Origin of the sequence: Alcanivorax sp. 24, from assembly GCF_004360225.1 — a bacterium.
Classification (GTDB): Bacteria; Pseudomonadota; Gammaproteobacteria; order Pseudomonadales; family Alcanivoracaceae; genus Alloalcanivorax; species Alloalcanivorax xiamenensis.
Genome location: NZ_SNUA01000025.1, coordinates 1 through 19,087 on the forward strand (window position 1 = coordinate 1; position 19,087 = coordinate 19,087).

Genomic DNA, 19,087 nt, shown 5'->3' on the forward strand with positions numbered 1-19,087 from the left:
CGCGCTGCAATGCTGGCAGGCTTGGTACCAACAACGGCTCGCTTGCCATACCAGTGACGATTTAACGGAACTCTTTCGTCTGATCGGCCAGCAGCGTGTGGGGAATCGACCAGGACGTATTGAACCCCGAGCGGTCAAGCGACGACCGAAACCGCTCCCGCTGTTAACCCGTCCCAGACATGAGGCGCAGGCTTGGATACGTCAGCATGGGCATCCACCGAAGCAACGCCCATGGAATAAAACGGCCTCGGGCGGAAAGAAGGCGAGCGTTAAGTAAGTACCATTCGGGTCAGGTCTTGCCCTTTGCCTTTCTTGGCTGGAAAGAGTGACCGCGAGGCACCGGGCAAGACCTGACCCCGGTGACGTGACGCGCTGGTGGACAGGGAAGAGTATCTTCTTGAGTTGTCACGTTACATCGTTCTTAACCCCGTTCGAGCCGAAATGGTCCGTGAAGCAATCGACTGGCCTTGGAGTAGCCACCGGGCGATGCTTGGCTATCGGGCTGACTTGAAGACTCTCCACACGGATTCTGTTCTGGCGGCGTTTGGTGTGGGGCGGCAAGCGGCGGTGCGGGAGTACCAGCGCTTTGTATCTGAGGGCAAGAATCAGCCTTCACCGTGGAAGGAGCTGAAGAATCAGGTTTACCTTGGCAGTGAATCATTCGTTGATAAGATGCTCGAACGTATAGACAAGCCAGACCAATTGATAGAAGTTCCGGCTGCTCAGCGTCGTTTGGTCGCGAAGCCCTTGGCGTTCTATTTCGAGACATCGTCGTCCCGGGATAGCGCCATAGCCAGGGCGTATGCAAGCGGAGGATACAGCATGAAGGCGATTGGCGATTTCTGTGGACTTCACTATTCCCGCATCAGCAGAATTATTGGAAAGGCAAAGGGCAAGACTTGACCCCCAGGTGGCTTTTCTCATGCCGTCACCAGTGTTACGGGAACCCGCAACGCCAGCTACTGCTACGACAGCGGTGGCAACATGCTTGCCGGCGGCGGCAAAACCATCTCCTATACCGCTTTCAACAAGCCGGACCGGATTCAGGGCACCAGCGCGACGGTGGACCTGGTCTATGGGCCGGACCGCTCTATCCTGAAGCAGGTCACCACCACCTCCGAGAAAACCACCAACAAAATTTCTCTGGGAGGCTACGAGTATCTGGATATCCAGAAGAACGGGCAGACCACCGTCAAGGAACGCTTCCGTATCACTGGAGACGTGGTGGTGTCCTTCGAAAACGGGGATGCGACCTCACCCACGGAAGAGCACCTGTTCATGGACGGCATGGGCTCCGTGGTGGTCGTGGCCCACGGCCTCGGCGGCGTCACCGAGCGCTACCGCTACGACCCCTGGGGCCGCCCCCGCAAGGACGTGGATTGGACGGCGATGAGCGACAGGGCCTGGTTCGGCATGGAACGGGCGGAAAAAGCCACCAGCAAAGGCTACACCGGCCACGAAATGCTCGACGACGTCGGTATCATTCACATGGGCGGCCGCATCTACGACCCCACCATAGGCCGCTTCCTCAGCGCCGACCCGGTGATCAAGGGCCTGGACCAGGTGGAAAGCTACAACCGCTACAGCTACGCCCTCAACAACCCCATGAGCATCACCGACCCCAGCGGCTACTCCTGGCTGAGCAAGACCTGGAAGAAGCTGCGGAACTCGATCAAGAAGCGGATGGGGATTGTGGCACTGGCGTTCATCAATCCCCAACTGGCCTTAACCGCATTAACAGTCAAAGCGGGAACTAAGGAATTGGCTCGCTTCGCGGCGAGGAATAAGTACGCGGGAGAGGTCTTCGGCTTGGTGGGCGTTGCCGGTTGTGCCATCGCCACGGGAGCGGCCGGAGCGCCAGGGTGTATAGCAAAATATCAGGGGCTAGTCTCGGCAAGCGTGGCCTATGGAAGTGGCGCGCCCATCGAGAAGGCCTTGGTGGCCGGAGCCCGATCAGCGGCCTTGGCCTATGCAAACGCCAATGTCGCGGGAGCCATTGGTGGCCTCAGGCTTGGTGCGATAGGAAGTGGCATCGCCCATGGTGCCCGTGGTGCCGCCTTCGCCCGCCTGGGAGGTGCCGATGTTAAGTCCGGCATCATCGGCGGCATGACCGAAGGGATGATCGGCACCAGAATCAAGGGATGGACCGATGGTGAGCGGGGCTCCGGGACCGTGCTGGCAGGGCTGGTCAGTGGTACGGTATCCGAGGCTACGGGTGGCAAGTTCATGGTTGGGGCTGCTACCGGGGCTATGGGGTATTTGTTTAATCAGATGTCACAGGAATCAGCTGACCCTAATGGGGAGCCTTTTGTTGAGAATGAATATTTAAACAGAGCTGCACGAGACATATTGGCTCCGGAAGGAAGTTACAGAATGCTAGATAAAGATGGCCGACTAATATACTCACTTCCTCAAGACTGGGAGGCGTACACTCTTCCGGAAGGAGGAGGGTTTGTTATCGCGAGGCCTGGATGGCGGCCAATGCATGGGCTTCAAAATGTTGTTAGAGTTCAACCGCCTGGGACCGGCTCTTTCAAGCACAATCCGAAGGGATATTATGTTGTTTATAATAAAAATGGTCAGCCTATCAGCCCGTATTCGGGGAGAACGGTGAGTAGGAAGAAGTGGCACAATGAATTCTCAATAATTATTCCTGGCCGGTATGGAGAATAGGCGTGAAAAGAAATATAAAGCTTGAGAAGCTGATGAATGCTTCTTTAGAGTTTGGGGAGGAGGTCGAATATGTCTGTTTCCATAAGAATTCAATTGTCGTTGGCTTTGGGGGGGTTGATGTAAAGATATATACTAATATTGGGTTCGATAACGGAAAAGGTAAGATGATTCGGGCTTATGCCGATTTTGAGGAAAGGGGCGTGAAGGGGTTTGAGATAGCTTTGATGATAGGGAAAGTTGTTGAGTCTGTTAGATGTACAGAGGGAGAAATAATGGTTGCCTTAGATGGCGGATTTGCCGTTATTTCAATATCAGGTGAGGGTGAGAGCTGCGAAGTACATGGTGATGATTTTGGGGTTTTTATTTTATGAAAATCTGGGGCATGGGGGTAAGTCTTGCCCTTTGCCTTTCTTGGCTGGAAAGAGTGACCGCGGACCTAGCTCCCATAGCCCGTTTCTGATGGCGGTTGGCTACGGATTGATTTGATTTTTTTATTCTCGAAATCCAGAGGAAAGGGTATGAATAGGGGAATATCGATCAGGGTTGTGTTGTTGGGGACTTTTCTCATCTGGTCAGTGATCGCCAGAGCGGAGCTGGTCTGGTCTGGCAATCTTGGCGTCTCTGAAATCATTACGGTGGATAACGGTGGCTTTCTGATTGGCTTTACGGCTCCGGTTGATCCCGCGTGCACGCAGTGGAGCACCAAGCATCTCTATGTGTATCCCGGCGAGCAGGGACTGACACTGGATGTCATTCCCTCCTATCTTGCTCTGGGGCTGAGCGCACTGACCACTGGAGCAGAGGTGAAGGCGCATTACGATAATGCTACTCCGCTCTGCCATGTGAAGTATCTCCAGATTACCCGCTAGGCATCGATCTTGGAGTTATGGTCTCAGTCCCGAATGGCACTTAACGGCAATGTTCTAAATAGGGAGGGAAAGGGTATGCGAAGAAGTAAGCGAATCGTAGCGGCGACTTTGATTGCGGCCTTTCTTGTGATGGGTGCCGCGGGAACGGGCTACGCCAACGAGCCGGCATGTCATGTCTCCAGCGCGGCTCCCTATTGCTCATACAAAGGAAAAGTGAAGCGGGTTTATGTCAACGAGAAAGGCATGATCCTTGTGTACTTCGATACGCCAATACCTTCTGGTGCCCCATCGAATGTCGGCATCGGAGGCGTTTCGAATTACGCCGCCGGTGCGGTGTCTTATCAGGATAAGCCCGAATTCGCGAATTTCCTTTACAGTACGGTACTGGCGGCTCAAACGACGGAGCGCGATGTTCAGATTCAAATGCGCGGAACGATCGGCGGATATTTGAAGATTGATCGCATCTGGACTGAATGATGCGGGCATGGAGTGGCATTTAAGTGGGGGATTGGAGCCTCATTCCTCCAACCCCAACCTCCGATGCCATTCGGCAATACTCTCCTCGGGATAGCCGTCAAAACATTTGTCGTGCTTGCCGGCTTCCACCTCCACCCAGTTGGCTTTGCTGTCCAGTAGCAGATGAACCCGTTCGGGCGGAATCGGCAGGTCGGTGTCGATGGCCGAGGCGAACGGGTGGACCAGTTCCGGCCAGCGCGGATCGTATACCCACAGGGCGCTGGCGCAATGTCGGCAAAAGTGACGCTCCCCCGGGCTTTTCTCTCCGTTCTCTCCGTCGATGACGGCATGGTAGATGCTCTTGTGCTCGGCGCCTTCCACGGAAAGGGTTTCGGCGTGGCCGCTGAGGTTGATGGCGTAGCCGCCACCGCCGGCGGTTTTGCGGCAGATAGAGCAGTAGCAGCGTTGGTAGGGGTAAGGGTGCGGTGACTCGACACTGAAACGTACCGCGCCGCAGTGGCAGGAACCTTGAAGCAACATGATCTGGCCTCCTGAAGTCTGTCCGGGCTGGATTGAGGGTAGGATCGTTGGCCTGGGTGGGCAACAGGCGGTCCCCAATCCGATACCCGGATGATAGGATGCGTGGCCCCACGAACGTATTGATGGAGCGCCGATGTTGTCGCAACGGACTTTGCTGTTTCCTCTTGCCTGCCTGATCACCCTGATTCCGCTCAGTGCCGAAGCGGCGCCGGAATGGGCGGACCCGGATCATCCGGAGATCGACTACAGCGGCACCTATGGCATGCTCGCCAGTGAAAACGGCTTCAAGGAGATGATGGGCTGGTGGGCCTATGGCGAAAGCGGGGCCGCGTACAGCAACATTGAATCCCTGAAGAGCGCCGCCAATAAATCCATGCTCATGCGCGAGCACGATCACACCCGGTTCGAAGCCGAATGTGTGGATGGCAAACTGGCCTTGGTGGTGACTCATGCGCCGGGTATGGGCAAGGGGCCGGATGCTTTCGCCGTCACCGACAGTGGCGATATCGAGGTGGTTTACAGCGTCGATGGTGGTGAGGCGCATAAAACCACCTGGCCCGATCTGTTCGAGGGGACATCCGCCGGGCTGCGTCAGGATGAGGCGTATCGGTTCATGAAGGTCTTGGAAAAGGCGGATGACCTGGTCTTGAGGATGCACAGCTCCGACGGCTCTCCGCTGGAGCTGAATTTCGCCCTGGCCGGTGCGGAAGAGGCCTTTGCTCCGGTGCTGGAGGCTTGTGGTTACGAGTAGAGGGGAAAGAACTACAGGAAACTTTTCACCATCGTCGCGGGTGAGATTATCGAGCTTTCCGCTGGTGGCCGGTCCCGTAGTAGTCCGTCGCCTGTGATCAGAATCGCCCCGTGCTCCGAGGACAGAAGATCCCAGAGATGATTATCGCCAGGGTCGGGAGCGTCTCCGCCTATTCCTGATGTGGGGTCGTGCCAAACCGCATTGGCCGTGATAACCGTTAAAAGATCATCAATCTCGGATTCTTTCAGGCCATGCAGGCGTACTAGTTTTGGCCTTAGTAATACGGCCCTGTATTCCTGTAATAGGGCAGGGGAAATCAGGTAAATAATATTCCCTGCCAACATGGCATCGACGATGCGAGCCGTCGCGCTGGAGGTGACGGCGGTTATCAGCCCGGCGACCAGCACATTGGTATCAACAATAAACACTCGTTTGACTGTTATCACCGTTGCGTCCGGGTCTCTTCAACGGCGAGAAGTAACGCTTCTTCCTCGTTGAGCTGCGCGTTGGTTCTTGCTTTTGCCACCAGGGCGCGGGCATCCGCCAGTGGTTTGATACCTCTGAGGATAAGACTTTCTTCAATGATCTGACCGATGCTTCGGCCCTGCCGCGCGGCGGTTTCTTTGAGAGCCTGATGAAGGCTGTCGTCCAGTGTGATGGTTAGTCTGCTCATTGGTGCTTTCTCACAATATCACCATAACACCAGTGTAGCTTCTGAACGCGAAGTTCAGCAAGGTCATTTTCCAGGCCCGGCTCCAGAAGGCCCCCCCCTCACACGGAAATCCTCAACTCCACTCCCAGCGCTTTTAATACCCGCACCACAGTGTCGAACCGCGGCTTGGCGCCGGGGCTGAGGGCCTTGTACAGGCTCTCCCGGCCCAGCCCCGAGGCACGGGCGATTTCACTCATGCCCTTGGCACGGGCCACATGGCCGATGGCATCGATCAGTTCGTTGTGGTCGCCGCTGGCCAGAACCTGGGACAGGTATTCGGCAATGGTGGCCTCGCTGTCCAGGTGGCGAGCGAGGTCAAAAGGTCGGACGCCGAGGTCTTTCAGTGTGCTGTCATGGTGTTTCACGATGGCCACCTTGCTGTTGTCTGCTGATGAGCTTTGCCAGCGCCTGGGCGCGCCGGATATCGCGCTCTTGTGATGCCTTGGTGCCGCCGGTCAGTAACAGGCAGGTACCTGGGGCCGGATACATGTAATAGACGCGATAGCCGGGCCCCAGGTGCAGGCGTATTTCGTGGAGCCGGTTTCCCAAGTATTTATGATCGCCGATCTGCCCGTTGCGCAAACGATCCAGCCGGCGAAGCAACGCCGCCTTGCCAACGGGGTCTCTCACTTTGGACAGCCAGAGGCGAAACTCCTGAGTGTCCAGTATGGTATAAGTCCGGATCGTATCCTTTTGGATACGATTGTCAAGGCTGAGATGTTCGGAAGCGGAAGAGGCTTTCCCACCAGGGGAACCGGAGGCGTCGGGGGCGTTCATGGCAAGTGCTCGCTGACAGGGGCCTGTTTTTAGTATTGAGGGGGAGGGCCAGCGGGTCTGTCGGCCAGATCGGAAAGGTCTGTAAGCTGAGTGCGTGCAAAGGGTAAGCCAGGCACCAGATGATATGTGTTTTTATGCGCAAATAGAGGTTTTGATACCCATTCCGTCCCCTAAGTCCTTTGCGTGATGAATTCAGGGCGGCATGTCGCTAGACTAACCGGTTTAGACGGTTTGTCCGTGGCCGGCGATGGTGTGGCCGGGCAGGGACGGTTCGCGGGAAGCGAGTAGCGCACTCTTATGAGACTGAAAAGCATCAAGCTGGCGGGGTTCAAATCGTTCGTGGATCCCACGACGGCCTTGTTCCCGGATAATCTCACCGCCGTGGTGGGGCCCAATGGCTGTGGCAAGTCCAATATCATCGACGCCGTGCGCTGGGTGATGGGGGAGTCCTCCGCCAAGCATTTGCGTGGCGAGTCCATGGCGGATGTGATCTTCAATGGCTCCAACTCCCGCAAACCGGTGGCGCAGGCCTCCATCGAGCTGGTGTTCGATAACGCCGAAGGCAAGGTTCAGGGCGAATACGGCAAGTTCAGCGAAATCTCGGTGCGGCGTCTGGTGACCCGGGACGGCCAGTCCAATTACTTCCTCAACGGCGCCAAATGCCGCCGCAAGGACATCTCCGATATCTTCATGGGCACCGGTCTCGGCCCGCGCAGTTACGCCATTATCGAGCAGGGCATGATCTCCCGGTTGATCGAGGCGAAGCCGGAAGAGCTGAGGGTGTACATCGAGGAGGCCGCCGGCATCTCCAAGTACAAGGCCCGCCGCCGCGAGACCGAGAACCGCATGCGCCGCACCCGGGAGAACCTGGAGCGCCTGACCGACATTCGTGACGAACTGGAACGGCAGCTGGAGCGCCTCAGCCGCCAGGCCGCCGCGGCGGAGAAATACAAACAGTACAAGGAAGAGGAGCGGCACAAGAGTGCCCAGCTCAAGGCCCTGCGCTGGCAGGGGCTGGACCATCAGGTCAAGCAGCTGGATCTGGTGATCGGCGAGTTGGACGTGAGCATGGAGGCCAAGGTGGCCGAGCAGCGCCACGTGGACGCCGAGATCGAGCGGTTGCGCGAGGGGCATAACGAGGCGCGGGAGCACTTCAATCAGGTGCAGCAGCACTTTTATGCGCTCGGCGCCGAGGTGGCGCGGCTGGAGCAGAGCATCCAGCATCAGCGCGAGCGCCACCAGCAGTTGCATGAGGAGTTCGAGCAGGTCCGGGCCAGTTGGAAAGAGGCCGATGAGCACCAGCGTCTGGATGGCGAAAAGCTGGCCATGCTGGAGGAGCAACTGGCGGAGCTGGAGCCACGCCTGGAAGAGAGCGGCGAGTTGCAGGACAGCGCCACCGAGGCGCTGACCCTGGCCGAGGAGGCCATGCAGGAGTGGCAGCAGCAATGGGAAACCTTCAATAACCGGGCCGGCGAGTCCCGCCGCCAGGCGGAGGTGGAACAGTCCCGCATCCAGCATCTGGAGAAATCCATCGAGCGCCTGCGCGACCGCATGGGGCGGCTCGAAAAGGAGCAGGAGTCCCTGGACTCCGGCCCGCTGGCCACCGAGATGCGTGAGTTTCAGGAGCAGGTGGCCGAGCTGCGGATGCAGCGCGAAGAAAGCGAGATGAGCAGCGAGCGGCTGCAGGAAGAGATCAACCAGCTGCGCCGCCAGAACGGTGATCGCGGCCGTGAGCTGGATGACGCCCGTGAGCGGCTGCAAACCCTGCGTGGCCGGCATACTTCCCTGGAGGCGCTGCAGAAGGCGGCGATGGGGGATGACGGCGCGGTGAGTGAATGGCTCACCCGCCACGAGTTGGATGACCATCCGCGTCTGGCGGACCGCATCAACGTGGCCGAGGGCTGGGAAAAAGCCGTGGAAGCGGTGCTCGGCGATGCCCTGCAGGCGGTGGCCGTGGAAGGGCTGGAGCGGGTCGGCGACTGGCTGGCGGACCTGACCCATGGCCGCGTTGCCATGGTGCAGCCGGGATTGGCGGGTGCCGCCGCGGATAACAAAGGCACGCCGTTACGGGACAAGGTCTCCGGCACTGCCCCGGAAGGGCTGTTGGCCGGAGTGTACGTGGTGGAGGCTTTGCCCGGGGCGCTGTCCCTGCGCGGGCAATTGAGTCCCGGTGAGTCGGTGGTCACCCGCGACGGCATCTGGCTGGGGCCGGACTGGCTGCGTGTGGTGCGGGAAGAGGACCAGGAAGCGGGCATCCTGGAACGCCGCCGGCAACTGGAAGAACTGGAACAGCAGATCGAGACTCTGACCACCACGGTGGATGACCTCAAGGCACGCCTGGAAGAGAACCGCGAGCAGGTGGCGGCGCTGGAGGAAGAGCGCGAGGAGACCCAGCGCCAGGGCAGCCGGCTGAGCCGGGAACTGGGGGAGGTCAACGCCCAGGTCAGCGCCCGCCAGGTACGCCTGGAACAGATCACCATGCGCCAGGAACGGCTCGGCCGCGAGCTGGAGGAAACCCGCGGTCAGCTCGAACAGGAACAGGAGCAGATCAAGGAAGCACGGACGGTGCTGGCGGAAGCTCTGGACGCCATGGAGCAAGACTCCGGTGAGCGCGAGGCGCTGCTGTCGCGGCGCGACGATTACCGTCTGCGTCTGGACGAAGCCCGGCAGCAGGCGCGGCAACATCGCGATCAGGCCCACCAACTGGCCATGGAGGCCCAGGGCGCCCGTACCCAGGCGGATGCTCTGCGCCAGAACCTGGCCCGTCTGGAAGGGCAGGTGGCCAGCCTGGCGGAGCGTAAAGCGTCTCTGGAAAGCCAGCTCAGCGAGGGCGGCGACGATCTCGGACTGGAACTGCAGCAGCAGTTGGAGGAAAAACTGGAGCTGCGTCTGGAAGCGGAACAGAAGCTGGCCGATGCCCGCCGGAGTCTGGAAGACGTGGAACACCAGATGCGCGATCTGGAAGGCCGCCGTGGCCAGTTCGAACGTCAGGCCCAGGAAGTGCGTGACGCCATCAACCAGAAGCGCATGCTATGGCAGGAACTGAGCACCCGCCGGCAGACCGTGGCCGAGCAGCTCGGCGAGCAGCACTTCGATCTGGAGACGGTGCTGGACAATCTGCCGGAGGACGCCGACGAGCAGGCCTGGAATCAGGATCTGGAGCAAATTGCCCAGCGCATTGCCCGGCTCGGCCAGATCAACCTGGCCGCCATCGACGAATACCAGCAACAATCCGAGCGCAAGCAGTATCTGGATCAGCAAAACGAGGATCTGGAAGACGCGCTGCGCACCTTGGATAACGCCATTCGCAAGATCGATCGTGAGACGCGGACCCGCTTCAAGGAATACTTCGACCGTATCAACAAGGGGCTGCAGGCGCTGTTCCCGAAGGTGTTCGGCGGCGGGCACGCCTACCTGGAGCTGACCGGCGAGGACCTGCTGGATACCGGCGTGGCGATCATGGCGCGGCCGCCGGGTAAGCGCAACAGCACCATCCACCTGCTGTCCGGGGGCGAAAAGGCGCTTACCGCCTTGTCGCTGGTGTTCAGTATTTTTGAACTCAACCCGGCACCGTTCTGTCTGTTGGATGAGGTGGACGCGCCTCTGGATGATGCCAACGTGGGTCGCTTCTGTAATCTGGTGCAGGAAATGTCGTCCCGGGTGCAGTTCATTTATATCACCCACAACAAGATCGCCATGGAAATGGCCCATGCTCTGATGGGCGTGACCATGCACGAGCCCGGCGCCTCGCGTCTGGTCTCGGTGGATGTGGAAGAGGCGGCCGAGATGGCGGCCATGTAGCCGTGACCACGTAACCGCGATGATGATGTAACAAGAGACAAACAGGCCCGGGGCAATCGGGCCGCTAAACTGCTTATATTTTTATGTAACCAGGACACGCTCTAAAGAAGTTTTACCTTATCGGCGTGAATCGCCCGGCTTCCGTGCCGATAGCGCTTTGACAGCGGCGGGCGTGTAGCGAATGATTATCTGAACTGACGTTTAACCCTAATGTGGTGCTCGTGTGGGGCACACGCTAAGGAAGGGGCAAATGGGCCTGAATTTGGAAACACTGATCGGCATTCTGGTTATTCTGATTCTGCTGATTCTGGCCGACGGTGTGCGAAGAATGATCCGCGAACGGCACGGGCGCTTGCGTATGCGCATCGATCGCCGTTTCCGCCGTCCGACGGGCGAAGAAGATGAAGAAGACGACTTTCTCGAAAGCAACCCGGAAGTGATCGGCCGCCCCCGGGTGGTCAGCCGTGGCGCCGATGGCGCGCCGTTGCCGGAGGATCGCGAGGATCCGCCGATCATGATGGAAGAGGACGACCCGCTGGACGAGGACGGCCGGCGGGCCGAGCAGCAGAACCTGTTCGATGATGAGCCGGAAATGGCATCGGATCCGGACCGGAGCCGGGAAGAGGGGCTGCCGTCCATGCGCGCCAGCCGGGAGCCGCCGGAGGACGAACTGGAAGCCGAGCCGCAACCGGCTGGTGAGGCGCCCCGGACCCGCTCCGAAGCCCGCCAGCCCCGTCGCGAGGCGCCGCCGCCGGACCGGCAGGTGCAGGAAGTGATCGTATTCCATCTGATCTCTCGCCGTCCGGACCGTTTCGACGGCGAGGCGATGCTGCGCTATCTGCTGGAATGCGGACTGCGCTTCGGCGAAATGAACATCTTCCATCGTCACCGGGAAGGGGACGAGTATCCGGAATTCTCCGTGGCCAACGCCGTGGAGCCTGGAACCTTTGATATCCAGACCATGGAAGAGCAGGAGTTCGCCGGCATCACGTTCTTCATGCAATTGCCGGGGCCACAGGATCCGCTGGCGTCCCTGGATCGCATGCTCACCACTGGCCGGCGCATGGCGGAAGGGCTGTACGGTGACCTGCGTGATGAACAACACAGCGTATTGACGCCGCAGACCATGGAACACCTGCGCCAGCGTGTGCAGGAGTTCGAACGGCGCCAGCGCGTTTCTCATAGCGGTTGATGGCGGTTCCTGGACCGCTGCTGTCCCACGGTTGTGGGACGGCCCGTTACGCGCAACACATTGATTCGCTGCCCAGGCAGCTTCCCACAGAGAGCAACGGAACCGCTGTGGGAAGCTGCCTGGGCAGCGAATCGGCACCGTCCCCCAGCGCCTGTCGAAAGCAAGGACTCACCCCACCGTGACCTCGAAGAACATCCCGTCTCCCGCCGAGCAAATCAAACAACTGCGGGATCAGCTCAACGACTGGTCCTACCGGTATTACGTACTGGACGATCCGGCCGTTCCCGACGCGGAATACGATCGCCTGTTCCGCCAGTTGCAGGCATTGGAAAGCGAGCATCCGGATCTGGTCAGCCCGGATTCGCCAACCCAGAGGGTAGGGGATGTGCCGCTGGAAGGCTTCAATGAAGTGCGTCATGCCGTGCCCATGCTGAGTCTGGGCAACGCGTTCAGTGACGACGAACTGCGCGACTTCGATCAGCGCGTTCATGAGCGTTTGGACGTGAGCGGCGGTATCGATTACGTGGCCGAGCCCAAACTCGATGGTCTGGCGGTGTCGCTGGTCTATGAGAATGGTGAACTGGTGCGCGGCGCCACCCGCGGCGACGGTGAGACCGGCGAGGACATCACCGCCAACGTGCGCACCATCAAGTCGATCCCGCTGCGCCTGCGTGGCGAGAATCCGCCGGCCTTGATGGAAGTGCGTGGCGAGGTGGTGATGACCCATCACGGCTTCGCCGAGCTGAACCGGCGTCAGGCGGAGGCGGAGCAGAAAACCTTCGCCAACCCCCGCAACGCCGCCGCCGGCAGCCTGCGGCAACTGGATTCGCGTATTACCGCCCAGCGCCCGCTGGAGTTCTACGCCTATTCCCTGGCACAGCTGGACGGCGAATCCTGGCCGGATCGCCATTCCGCCATCCTTGAGCGGTTGCGCCAATGGGGGCTGCGGGTGAACCCGGAAGTGAAGCTTTGCGATGGCGTGGACGCCTTGCTGGCCTTCTACCACGACATCCTGGAACGTCGGGATCAACTGGATTATGACATCGACGGCGTGGTCTACAAAGTGGACCGGCTCGACTGGCAGCGTGACCTGGGCTTCGTCAGCCGCGCGCCGCGCTGGGCCGTCGCGCACAAGTTCCCGGCGCAGGAAGAGATTACCGTCCTCAACGGGGTGGACTGGCAGGTGGGGCGCACCGGGGCGCTGACGCCGGTGGCGAAACTGGAGCCGGTGCAGGTGGGCGGCGTCACCGTCAGCAACGCCACCCTGCACAACATCGATGAAATCCGCCGTCTGGATATCCGGGTCGGCGACACCGTGGTGGTGTACCGGGCCGGCGACGTGATTCCCAAGGTGGTGCGGGCGGTGCCCGAGCGGCGGCCGGATAACGCCGAGGAAATTGATTTGCCAGCCGCATGTCCGGTGTGCGGCAGCGATATCTTTCGCGCCGAGGGCGGTGTGGTGGCGCGCTGCACCGGTGGCCTGATCTGCGGTGCCCAGCAACGGGAAGCGATCAAACACTTCGCCTCGCGGCGGGCCATGGATATCGAGGGGCTGGGCGAGAAGTTGGTGGACGCATTGGTGGACCAGCAACTGATCGCCACCGTGGCCGATCTGTACCGGCTGCAAGCGGAGCCGGTGGCGGACCTGGAGCGCATGGGCGAGAAGTCCGCCGCCAATCTGATCGAGGCGTTGGAGCATTCCAAATCCGTGAGTCTGGAGCGCTTCCTGTTCGCCCTTGGCATCCTGCAGATCGGCGAGGAAACCGCCAAGGCACTGGCCGATTGCTTCGGCGATCTGGATACCATCCGGCGGGCGCCACTGCTGTTGTTCCTGGCGGTGCCGGACGTGGGGCTGGAAGTGGCCAAAGCGATTCATGCCTTCTTCCGTGAGCAACACAACGAGGACGTCATCGACGGTCTGCTGGCGGAAGGCGTCCAGCCGCGCGCCAATGGTCATCCCTCCGCGGCCTTCGTGCGGGAACTGACGCTCGGGTACTTCCTCAAGGCGGCCAAGCGCCTCGGCATGGCGCTGGACGGCGTCGGAGAAAAGTCCCTGGAAACCCTGGGCGCCCATTATAAGACCGTGGCGGCTCTCGCCGAGGCCGATGCCGATGAGGCACCGGTTCGCCCGGCCATGCTGGCGCAGGTGCACAAGGCGCTGAAACAGGACGATTGGCGGCATCGGCTGGAGCAGGCCGAGGTGCAGGCCGCCGGGTTGTCCGCAAAGGCGCCTCGGGAAGTGGCGGAGCAGGCCCTGGAAGGGCAGACCTGGGTACTGACTGGTACCTTGTCCCGGCTGACCCGTGACCAGGCCAAGGCCCATCTGCAAAGCCTGGGTGCCAAGGTGGCCGGCAGTGTATCGAAGAAAACCCATTGCGTGGTGGCCGGCGAGGCCGCCGGTTCCAAGCTCACCAAGGCGGAAGAGCTCGGGGTGGCGGTGATGGACGAGGACACCTTCGTCGATTTTCTCGCCGGCCATGGCATCGTTGTGTAAGGCGGGAATTGGTACATTCGCTTGCCAGCAAGTTTCCCACAGCGGCGCCGTGGCATGATCTGTGGGAGACCATCTTGCTGGCGAATGCGGCCTCTGTTGCGGGTACATTCGCTTGCCAGCAAGCTTCCCACAGCGGCGCCGTGGCATGATCTGTGGGAGACCAGCTTGCTGGCGAATGCGGCCTCCGACGTTGCCGCATTCGCTTGCCAGCAAGCTTCCCACAGTGGCTCCGTAGCGCAAACTGTGGGAGACCAGCTTGCTGGCGAATGCGGCCTCTGGTGTGGGTACATTCGCTTGCCAGCAAGCTTCCCACAGCGGCGCCGTGGCATGCTCTGTGGGAGACCATCTTGCTGGCGAATGCGGCCTCTGTTGCGGGTACATTCGCTTGCCAGCAAGCTTCCCACAGCGGCGGCGTGGCATGCTCTGTGGGAGACCATCTTGCTGGCGAATACGGCCTCTGTTGCGGGTACATTCGCTTGCCAGCAAGCTTCCCACAGCGGCGGCGTGGCATGCTTTGTGGGAGACCATCTTGCTGGCGAATGCGGCCTCTGTTGCGGGTACATTCGCTTGCCAGCAAGCTTCCCACAGCGGCGCCGTGGCATGCTCTGTGGGAGACCATCTTGCTGGCGAATGCGGCCTCTGTTGCGGGTACATTCGCTTGCCAGCAAGCTTCCCACAGCGGCGGCGTGGCATGCTCTGTGGGAGACCATCTTGCTGGCGAATGCGGCCTCTGTTGCGGGTACATTCGCTTGCCAGCAAGCTTCCCACAGCGGCTTCAGTGCACGGCCTGTGGGCCACACGCGATTCCCGTTTTCCCTTTCCGGAGGGCAACCGCTACCATGTCGCAAACCAGAATTCCGAGGTTATCCATGCGAGTCCTGTTGTTGGCGCTGTTGCTGGTCGGACTGGCGGGCTGCGCGTCCACCCCGACCCGGACCGAAAACGTTTGCGCCGTGTTCGATCAGAAAGGGGGGTGGTTCAATAATTGGTACAAGGCCGCCAAACGTACCGAGAAGGAGTACGGTGTGCCGGTGCCCATTCTGATGGCGACCATTTACAAGGAATCCGGCTTCCAGGCGCGGGTGAAACCGCCACGGACCAAGTTGTTGTGGATCATTCCCTGGAAACGTCCTTCCAGCGCTTACGGTTATCCGCAGGCGCTGGACGGCACCTGGGCCTGGTATCAGAAGGAAACCGGCCGCCGGGGGGCCAAGCGCTCCGACTTCTCCGATGCGGTGCACTTCGTCGGCTGGTACCACCACCAGAGCCACATGCGTAACGGCATCCCGTTGAACGATGCCTACCACCTGTACCTGGCTTATTATGCCGGCCATGGCGGCTACTCTCGCGGCGTATGGAAAAACAAACCCTACATGCAGCGATCCGCCCGCCGGGCCGCGGCCATGGCTGACCAGTACCGGGCGCAGATGGCCGGTTGCGGGCGTTGAGGAGGGGATATGCCAATCGAAGTGCCCTGGCGGGAAGTGAGCGCCGAGACCCTCACCAATCTGATCGAGGAATACGTGACCCGCGATGGCACCGACTATGGTGAACAGGAAGTGCCGCTAACCACCAAGGTGGAGCAGGTGCGGCGCTTGCTGGAAGGGGGCGAATGCAAGTTGATGTTCGATGAAGCCACCGAGTCCGTGGACCTGGTTATGGCGTCCTGAATTCAGATCGGTGCTATATCGATGGCATCTGGAGACAGGAATTCGCGAGCAAGCTTGCTTCCCGCAGCCGCGTAGCCCTCTCTGTGGGAAGCGAGCTTGCTCGCGAATCGGCGTGTAGACGTGCCAGCAGATCATTCCTATGTTCGCCGTGGCCGCTTCTTGCGCCGCTGACGGAGCAGGAACCGCACTGGCGCCAGTGCTTCCTCCAGGGTGTCGTCCACCGGCAGCGGCAGATCACTGAGCCGGTCCGCCAGCAGATCCGCGCACAACGGCGTGCCGGTGATACCCCGGCTGCCATGCGCCAGGTTCAGCCAGACACCAGGCGCCTGATCCAGAATCGGCCCCAACTCCCGTGGCTGCGGGCCGCACAGAGGCAGGAAATCATTACTCTGGCAGCGGAACGCCACCCGCCGATCCACCACTTCGATGTGCTTGCCGCCCAGTTCCCGCCACGCTTCCGGTAGATATTGCTTCAACTGCAGCAGATTCATTTGGTCATGATGGTCACTGGGCCGTGGATTGTCATCGTGCAGATCGAAAGTGGCTCCGACGCAATGCAGGCCGTCCACCGCCGGGATCAGGTAGCCGCCATGACAGCGGGCCTGTTGCCAGTTGGCGCTGGCTTCGGTGGCGCGGCAGTAACTGACCTGTCCACGAATGATCTTGAGCGGAAGCCAATGCAGGTCGTCGAAGCGGCGGGCCTGGGCAGCGGTGGCCAGGATCAGTGTGTCGGCTTCCAGTTCATCGCCGCCCTGCAGGGATACGCGCACCGGATCTCCGGCCACATACCCGGTAACCTTGTCCCGGCGCACGGTGATGGCCGGATGAGCCAGCAGTGTCTCGCACCAGGCGCCCGGGCGCAGATAGCCGCCGCCGGCGAGTAGCATGCCGCCGTCGTCCCGGGGCATCAGCAGGGTATCGGGCCAGGCTCCGCTTTCCAGGGCCCGGTCCAGTTTGTCCTTCTGACGTTGATCCACCGGATACTGCACCACGCCGTTCAGACGGCCTTGCTCCGGCCCGGGGAATTCAAACCGGTTCAGCCAGCGCAGTGCGTGCACGTAACTCATTTGGTAGAAGCGGTTCTGCGGTGTCGGATGACCACTGGGTGTTGAATAGACCACGCCGGCGAGATTGCCGGAGGCCCCCTGGGCGATGCCGGCCGGATCCAGCACGGTTACCCGCCAGCCGCGCTCGGCCAGGGCCCGGGCGCTGCTGGCCCCGGCCAGGCCGGCCCCGGCGATCAGGGCGTGGCCACGCTGCCAATGCCGGGCGGTCCAGTTGTCGTCGCCGAATTCGCCAACAGCCATGTGGCGTTTATGACCGAAGCCGTCGATGCGGCGCACCTGAAAGCCAGCTTCCTGCAAGCCGCGGCGCACCTCACCGGCGGCGGTGAAGGTGGCGAAGGTGGTGCCGGGGCGGCTCAGCCGGGCCAATTGCCGGAACAGCTCCGGCTGCCACATGTCCGGATTGCGGGAAGGCGCGAAGCCGTCCAGGAACCAGGCGTCCACCTCGCTGTGACAATGCCGCCATTGCGCGGTGGCCTCACCGTACATCAGAGTGAGGCGCACCCGGGGGTGCAGTTGCAGGCGATGGTAGCCGGGGCAGGGCGGTGGGTACTGCCGCTGCAAGGGCGCCGTCAGATCGGCCAGATCCGGCCAGTGGGCCAGGGCGCGGGCGAGATCCTCGGCGTGCAGGGGATGCTTTTCCACCGACAGCAGATCCAACAGGGTGTCTTCCGGCGCCAGCCGCAGAAACAGGCGCGCCGCCAACAACATGTTCAGGCCGGTGCCGAAACCGGTTTCGCCGATAACGAAATGCTGCCCGGGGAGCAGCGCCCGGAAGCGCTGGTCCAGACGATTGCCCTTCAGGAACACATAATCGCTTTCCGCCACGCCGTCCTGCCGGGAAAAGTACGGGTCGTCGAAATCCGTCGCCACCGGCGTGTCCGCCTGCCAATCCAGCCGGGCCGGTTGCAGGGGTTCGAAGTCACCGTTGGACATGAGTGGAGGCACTCCCCAGAATTGGTCGTTTGATTGCGCTGGCGAGTTTAGCATGATGCGGGGCTGGCGTTTGCTGTGTCCGGAACCGGGAGCTACTACGAAGCCGCTGTGGGAGCTTGCTTGCAAGCGAATGGGAGTATCCGGGCCATTGGCAATATTCGCTTGCAAGCAAGCTTCCCACAGCGGCCTCATAATGCGTGTTTCCGCTAGTTTTTGAACTCGGGAGAGAGCTTTGATCTGGTCAGTGATGGCGCCGGTGGTGGCCTGTGCCGGCGTGGGTTATTTCTGGGGGCGCAGCGGCCGCCCCTATGACATCTCCATGGTCAGTACCCTGGTCACCACCATCGCCACGCCATGTCTGATCGTTGCCACGCTGGGTAAAACCGGCCTGTCGCTGGCGGCGCTGATGGAGGTAGCCGGCTTGTACGCCGCGGTGTTCGCGGGAACGGCGCTGGTCGCGCTGGCGGCGATTCGTATCAGTGGCCGCTCACCACGGGTGTTTCTGCCGGCCATGCTGTTTCCCAACACCGGCAACATGGGGTTGCCGTTGTGTCTGCTCGCGTTTGGTGACCACGGCCTGGCGTTGGCTCTGGCCTGGATGATGCTGTCGTCGGTGCTGCAGTTCTCGTTCGGGCTGGCGGTGGTCAGCGGTCAGGGGCTGTCGCGCGGATTGTTCATGCACCCGATTCTGATATCGGTGGTGATTGCCCTGATTATGGTCATATTCCGCATTGAGCTACCGGAGTGGCTGTTCAACAGCGTCGATCTGATCGGTGGTCTGGTGATCCCGATGATGCTGATCACTCTGGGTGTCTCGTTGTCGCAGCTACGGGTACATAACCTGGGCCCCGGCGCCGCTTTTGCCGTGTTGCGTTTGGGGATGGGGTTCGGATTGGCCTGGCTGGCCTGCGAACTCACCGGCACCGAGGGAATGCTGCGTGGCGTGGTACTGATCCAATCCACCATGCCGGTGGCGGTGTTCAATTACCTGTTGGCGCAGACGTACCGCCAGGGCCCGGAGCAGGTGGCGGCCATGGTCATGTGTTCCACCGCCTTGTCGTTCGTGACTCTGCCGCTGTTACTGATGGTGGCGATGGGTTGAAAATCCCCACGGGGTAACGTGGGTCCTGGCACGGATTAACCGGGCAGTGG

18 protein-coding genes and 1 pseudogene are annotated in these 19,087 nt (G+C 60.8%); 13 read left to right on the plus strand and 6 right to left on the minus strand.

All coding sequences use genetic code 11. The annotated features are described in order from the left end of the window. The 6 genes and pseudogenes from E0L37_RS20595 to E0L37_RS20620 form a co-directional block, all read left to right on the plus strand. A pseudogene (locus E0L37_RS20595) lies at positions 1-277 on the plus strand (IS4 family transposase); the annotation flags it as partial. A gap of 98 nt (positions 278-375) precedes the next feature. After that, positions 376-903 (plus strand): hypothetical protein, encoded by a 528-nt coding sequence (locus E0L37_RS20600; protein ID WP_205655669.1) that lies wholly within the window; start codon positions 376-378, stop codon positions 901-903. 81 nt (positions 904-984) lie between these two features. Continuing rightward, positions 985-2,673, plus strand: a complete 1,689-nt coding sequence (locus E0L37_RS20605) for an RHS repeat-associated core domain-containing protein (protein WP_240687528.1) — start codon at positions 985-987, stop codon at positions 2,671-2,673. A 2-nt stretch (positions 2,674-2,675) separates the two neighbouring features. Then, positions 2,676-3,044 carry a hypothetical protein gene (locus E0L37_RS20610; RefSeq protein WP_133493524.1) on the plus strand — a complete coding sequence of 123 codons (369 nt, stop codon included), beginning with the start codon at positions 2,676-2,678 and terminating at the stop codon, positions 3,042-3,044. A gap of 147 nt (positions 3,045-3,191) precedes the next feature. After that, positions 3,192-3,542 (plus strand): hypothetical protein, encoded by a 351-nt coding sequence (locus E0L37_RS20615; RefSeq protein WP_080530801.1) that lies wholly within the window; start codon positions 3,192-3,194, stop codon positions 3,540-3,542. Positions 3,543-3,617: 75 nt separating this feature from the next. Further along, the gene (locus tag E0L37_RS20620) at positions 3,618-4,019 is read left to right on the plus strand and encodes a hypothetical protein (RefSeq protein WP_063141646.1); all 402 of its coding nucleotides are present in this window, start codon (positions 3,618-3,620) and stop codon (positions 4,017-4,019) included. Positions 4,020-4,058: 39 nt separating this feature from the next. On the opposite strand, the gene E0L37_RS20625 is transcribed toward E0L37_RS20620, so the two are convergent. Then, on the minus strand, positions 4,059-4,538 hold the full coding sequence (locus E0L37_RS20625) for a GFA family protein (RefSeq protein ID WP_133493525.1): 480 nt from the start codon (positions 4,536-4,538) through the stop codon (positions 4,059-4,061). A 133-nt stretch (positions 4,539-4,671) separates the two neighbouring features. On the opposite strand from E0L37_RS20625, the gene E0L37_RS20630 reads away from it, so the two are divergent. Then, on the plus strand, positions 4,672-5,289 hold the full coding sequence (locus E0L37_RS20630; protein WP_133493526.1) for a hypothetical protein: 618 nt from the start codon (positions 4,672-4,674) through the stop codon (positions 5,287-5,289). A gap of 11 nt (positions 5,290-5,300) precedes the next feature. Here E0L37_RS20630 and E0L37_RS20635 read toward each other — a convergent pair whose 3' ends face one another. The 4 genes from E0L37_RS20635 to E0L37_RS20650 form a co-directional block, all read right to left on the minus strand. Further along, on the minus strand, positions 5,301-5,735 hold the full coding sequence (locus E0L37_RS20635; protein WP_201303820.1) for a putative toxin-antitoxin system toxin component, PIN family: 435 nt from the start codon (positions 5,733-5,735) through the stop codon (positions 5,301-5,303). Continuing rightward, the gene (locus E0L37_RS20640; protein ID WP_133493527.1) at positions 5,732-5,962 is read right to left on the minus strand and encodes a ribbon-helix-helix protein, CopG family; all 231 of its coding nucleotides are present in this window, start codon (positions 5,960-5,962) and stop codon (positions 5,732-5,734) included. The genes E0L37_RS20635 and E0L37_RS20640 overlap by 4 nt, the downstream gene beginning before the upstream one ends. Positions 5,963-6,060: 98 nt before the next feature. After that, positions 6,061-6,366 carry an addiction module antidote protein gene (locus E0L37_RS20645; protein ID WP_159661307.1) on the minus strand — a complete coding sequence of 102 codons (306 nt, stop codon included), beginning with the start codon at positions 6,364-6,366 and terminating at the stop codon, positions 6,061-6,063. Beyond that, positions 6,353-6,778, minus strand: coding sequence for a type II toxin-antitoxin system RelE/ParE family toxin (locus tag E0L37_RS20650; protein WP_133493528.1), 426 nt, complete (start codon positions 6,776-6,778; stop codon positions 6,353-6,355). Before E0L37_RS20650 ends, E0L37_RS20645 begins: the two co-directional genes overlap by 14 nt. A gap of 297 nt (positions 6,779-7,075) precedes the next feature. Here E0L37_RS20650 and smc point away from each other — a divergent pair, with 297 nt between their 5' ends. The 5 genes from smc (at position 7,076) to E0L37_RS20675 (ending at position 15,935) form a co-directional block, all read left to right on the plus strand. After that, positions 7,076-10,579, plus strand: coding sequence for a chromosome segregation protein SMC (gene smc / locus E0L37_RS20655; protein ID WP_133493529.1), 3,504 nt, complete (start codon positions 7,076-7,078; stop codon positions 10,577-10,579). Between the two features lie 250 nt (positions 10,580-10,829). Continuing rightward, the gene (gene zipA, locus E0L37_RS20660) at positions 10,830-11,771 is read left to right on the plus strand and encodes a cell division protein ZipA (RefSeq protein WP_133493530.1); all 942 of its coding nucleotides are present in this window, start codon (positions 10,830-10,832) and stop codon (positions 11,769-11,771) included. Between the two features lie 178 nt (positions 11,772-11,949). Next, the gene (gene ligA / locus E0L37_RS20665; RefSeq protein ID WP_133493531.1) at positions 11,950-14,265 is read left to right on the plus strand and encodes an NAD-dependent DNA ligase LigA; all 2,316 of its coding nucleotides are present in this window, start codon (positions 11,950-11,952) and stop codon (positions 14,263-14,265) included. An 869-nt stretch (positions 14,266-15,134) separates the two neighbouring features. Next, positions 15,135-15,713, plus strand: a complete 579-nt coding sequence (locus E0L37_RS20670) for a transglycosylase SLT domain-containing protein (protein WP_133493532.1) — start codon at positions 15,135-15,137, stop codon at positions 15,711-15,713. A gap of 9 nt (positions 15,714-15,722) precedes the next feature. Continuing rightward, positions 15,723-15,935: a YheU family protein gene (locus E0L37_RS20675; protein ID WP_133493533.1), complete on the plus strand. Its 213-nt coding sequence runs from the start codon at positions 15,723-15,725 to the stop codon at positions 15,933-15,935. 137 nt (positions 15,936-16,072) lie between these two features. Here the strand turns inward: E0L37_RS20675 and mnmC are convergent, their stop codons facing one another. Beyond that, entirely contained in the window at positions 16,073-17,935 is a 1,863-nt protein-coding gene (gene mnmC, locus E0L37_RS20680) for a bifunctional tRNA (5-methylaminomethyl-2-thiouridine)(34)-methyltransferase MnmD/FAD-dependent 5-carboxymethylaminomethyl-2-thiouridine(34) oxidoreductase MnmC (protein ID WP_133493534.1), read from the minus strand. 232 nt (positions 17,936-18,167) lie between these two features. Between mnmC and E0L37_RS20685 the strand changes: the two genes are divergently transcribed. Next, complete coding sequence (locus E0L37_RS20685) at positions 18,168-19,037, plus strand: AEC family transporter (protein WP_133493535.1); 870 nt, start codon at positions 18,168-18,170, stop codon at positions 19,035-19,037. Positions 19,038-19,087 lie beyond the last annotated feature (50 nt).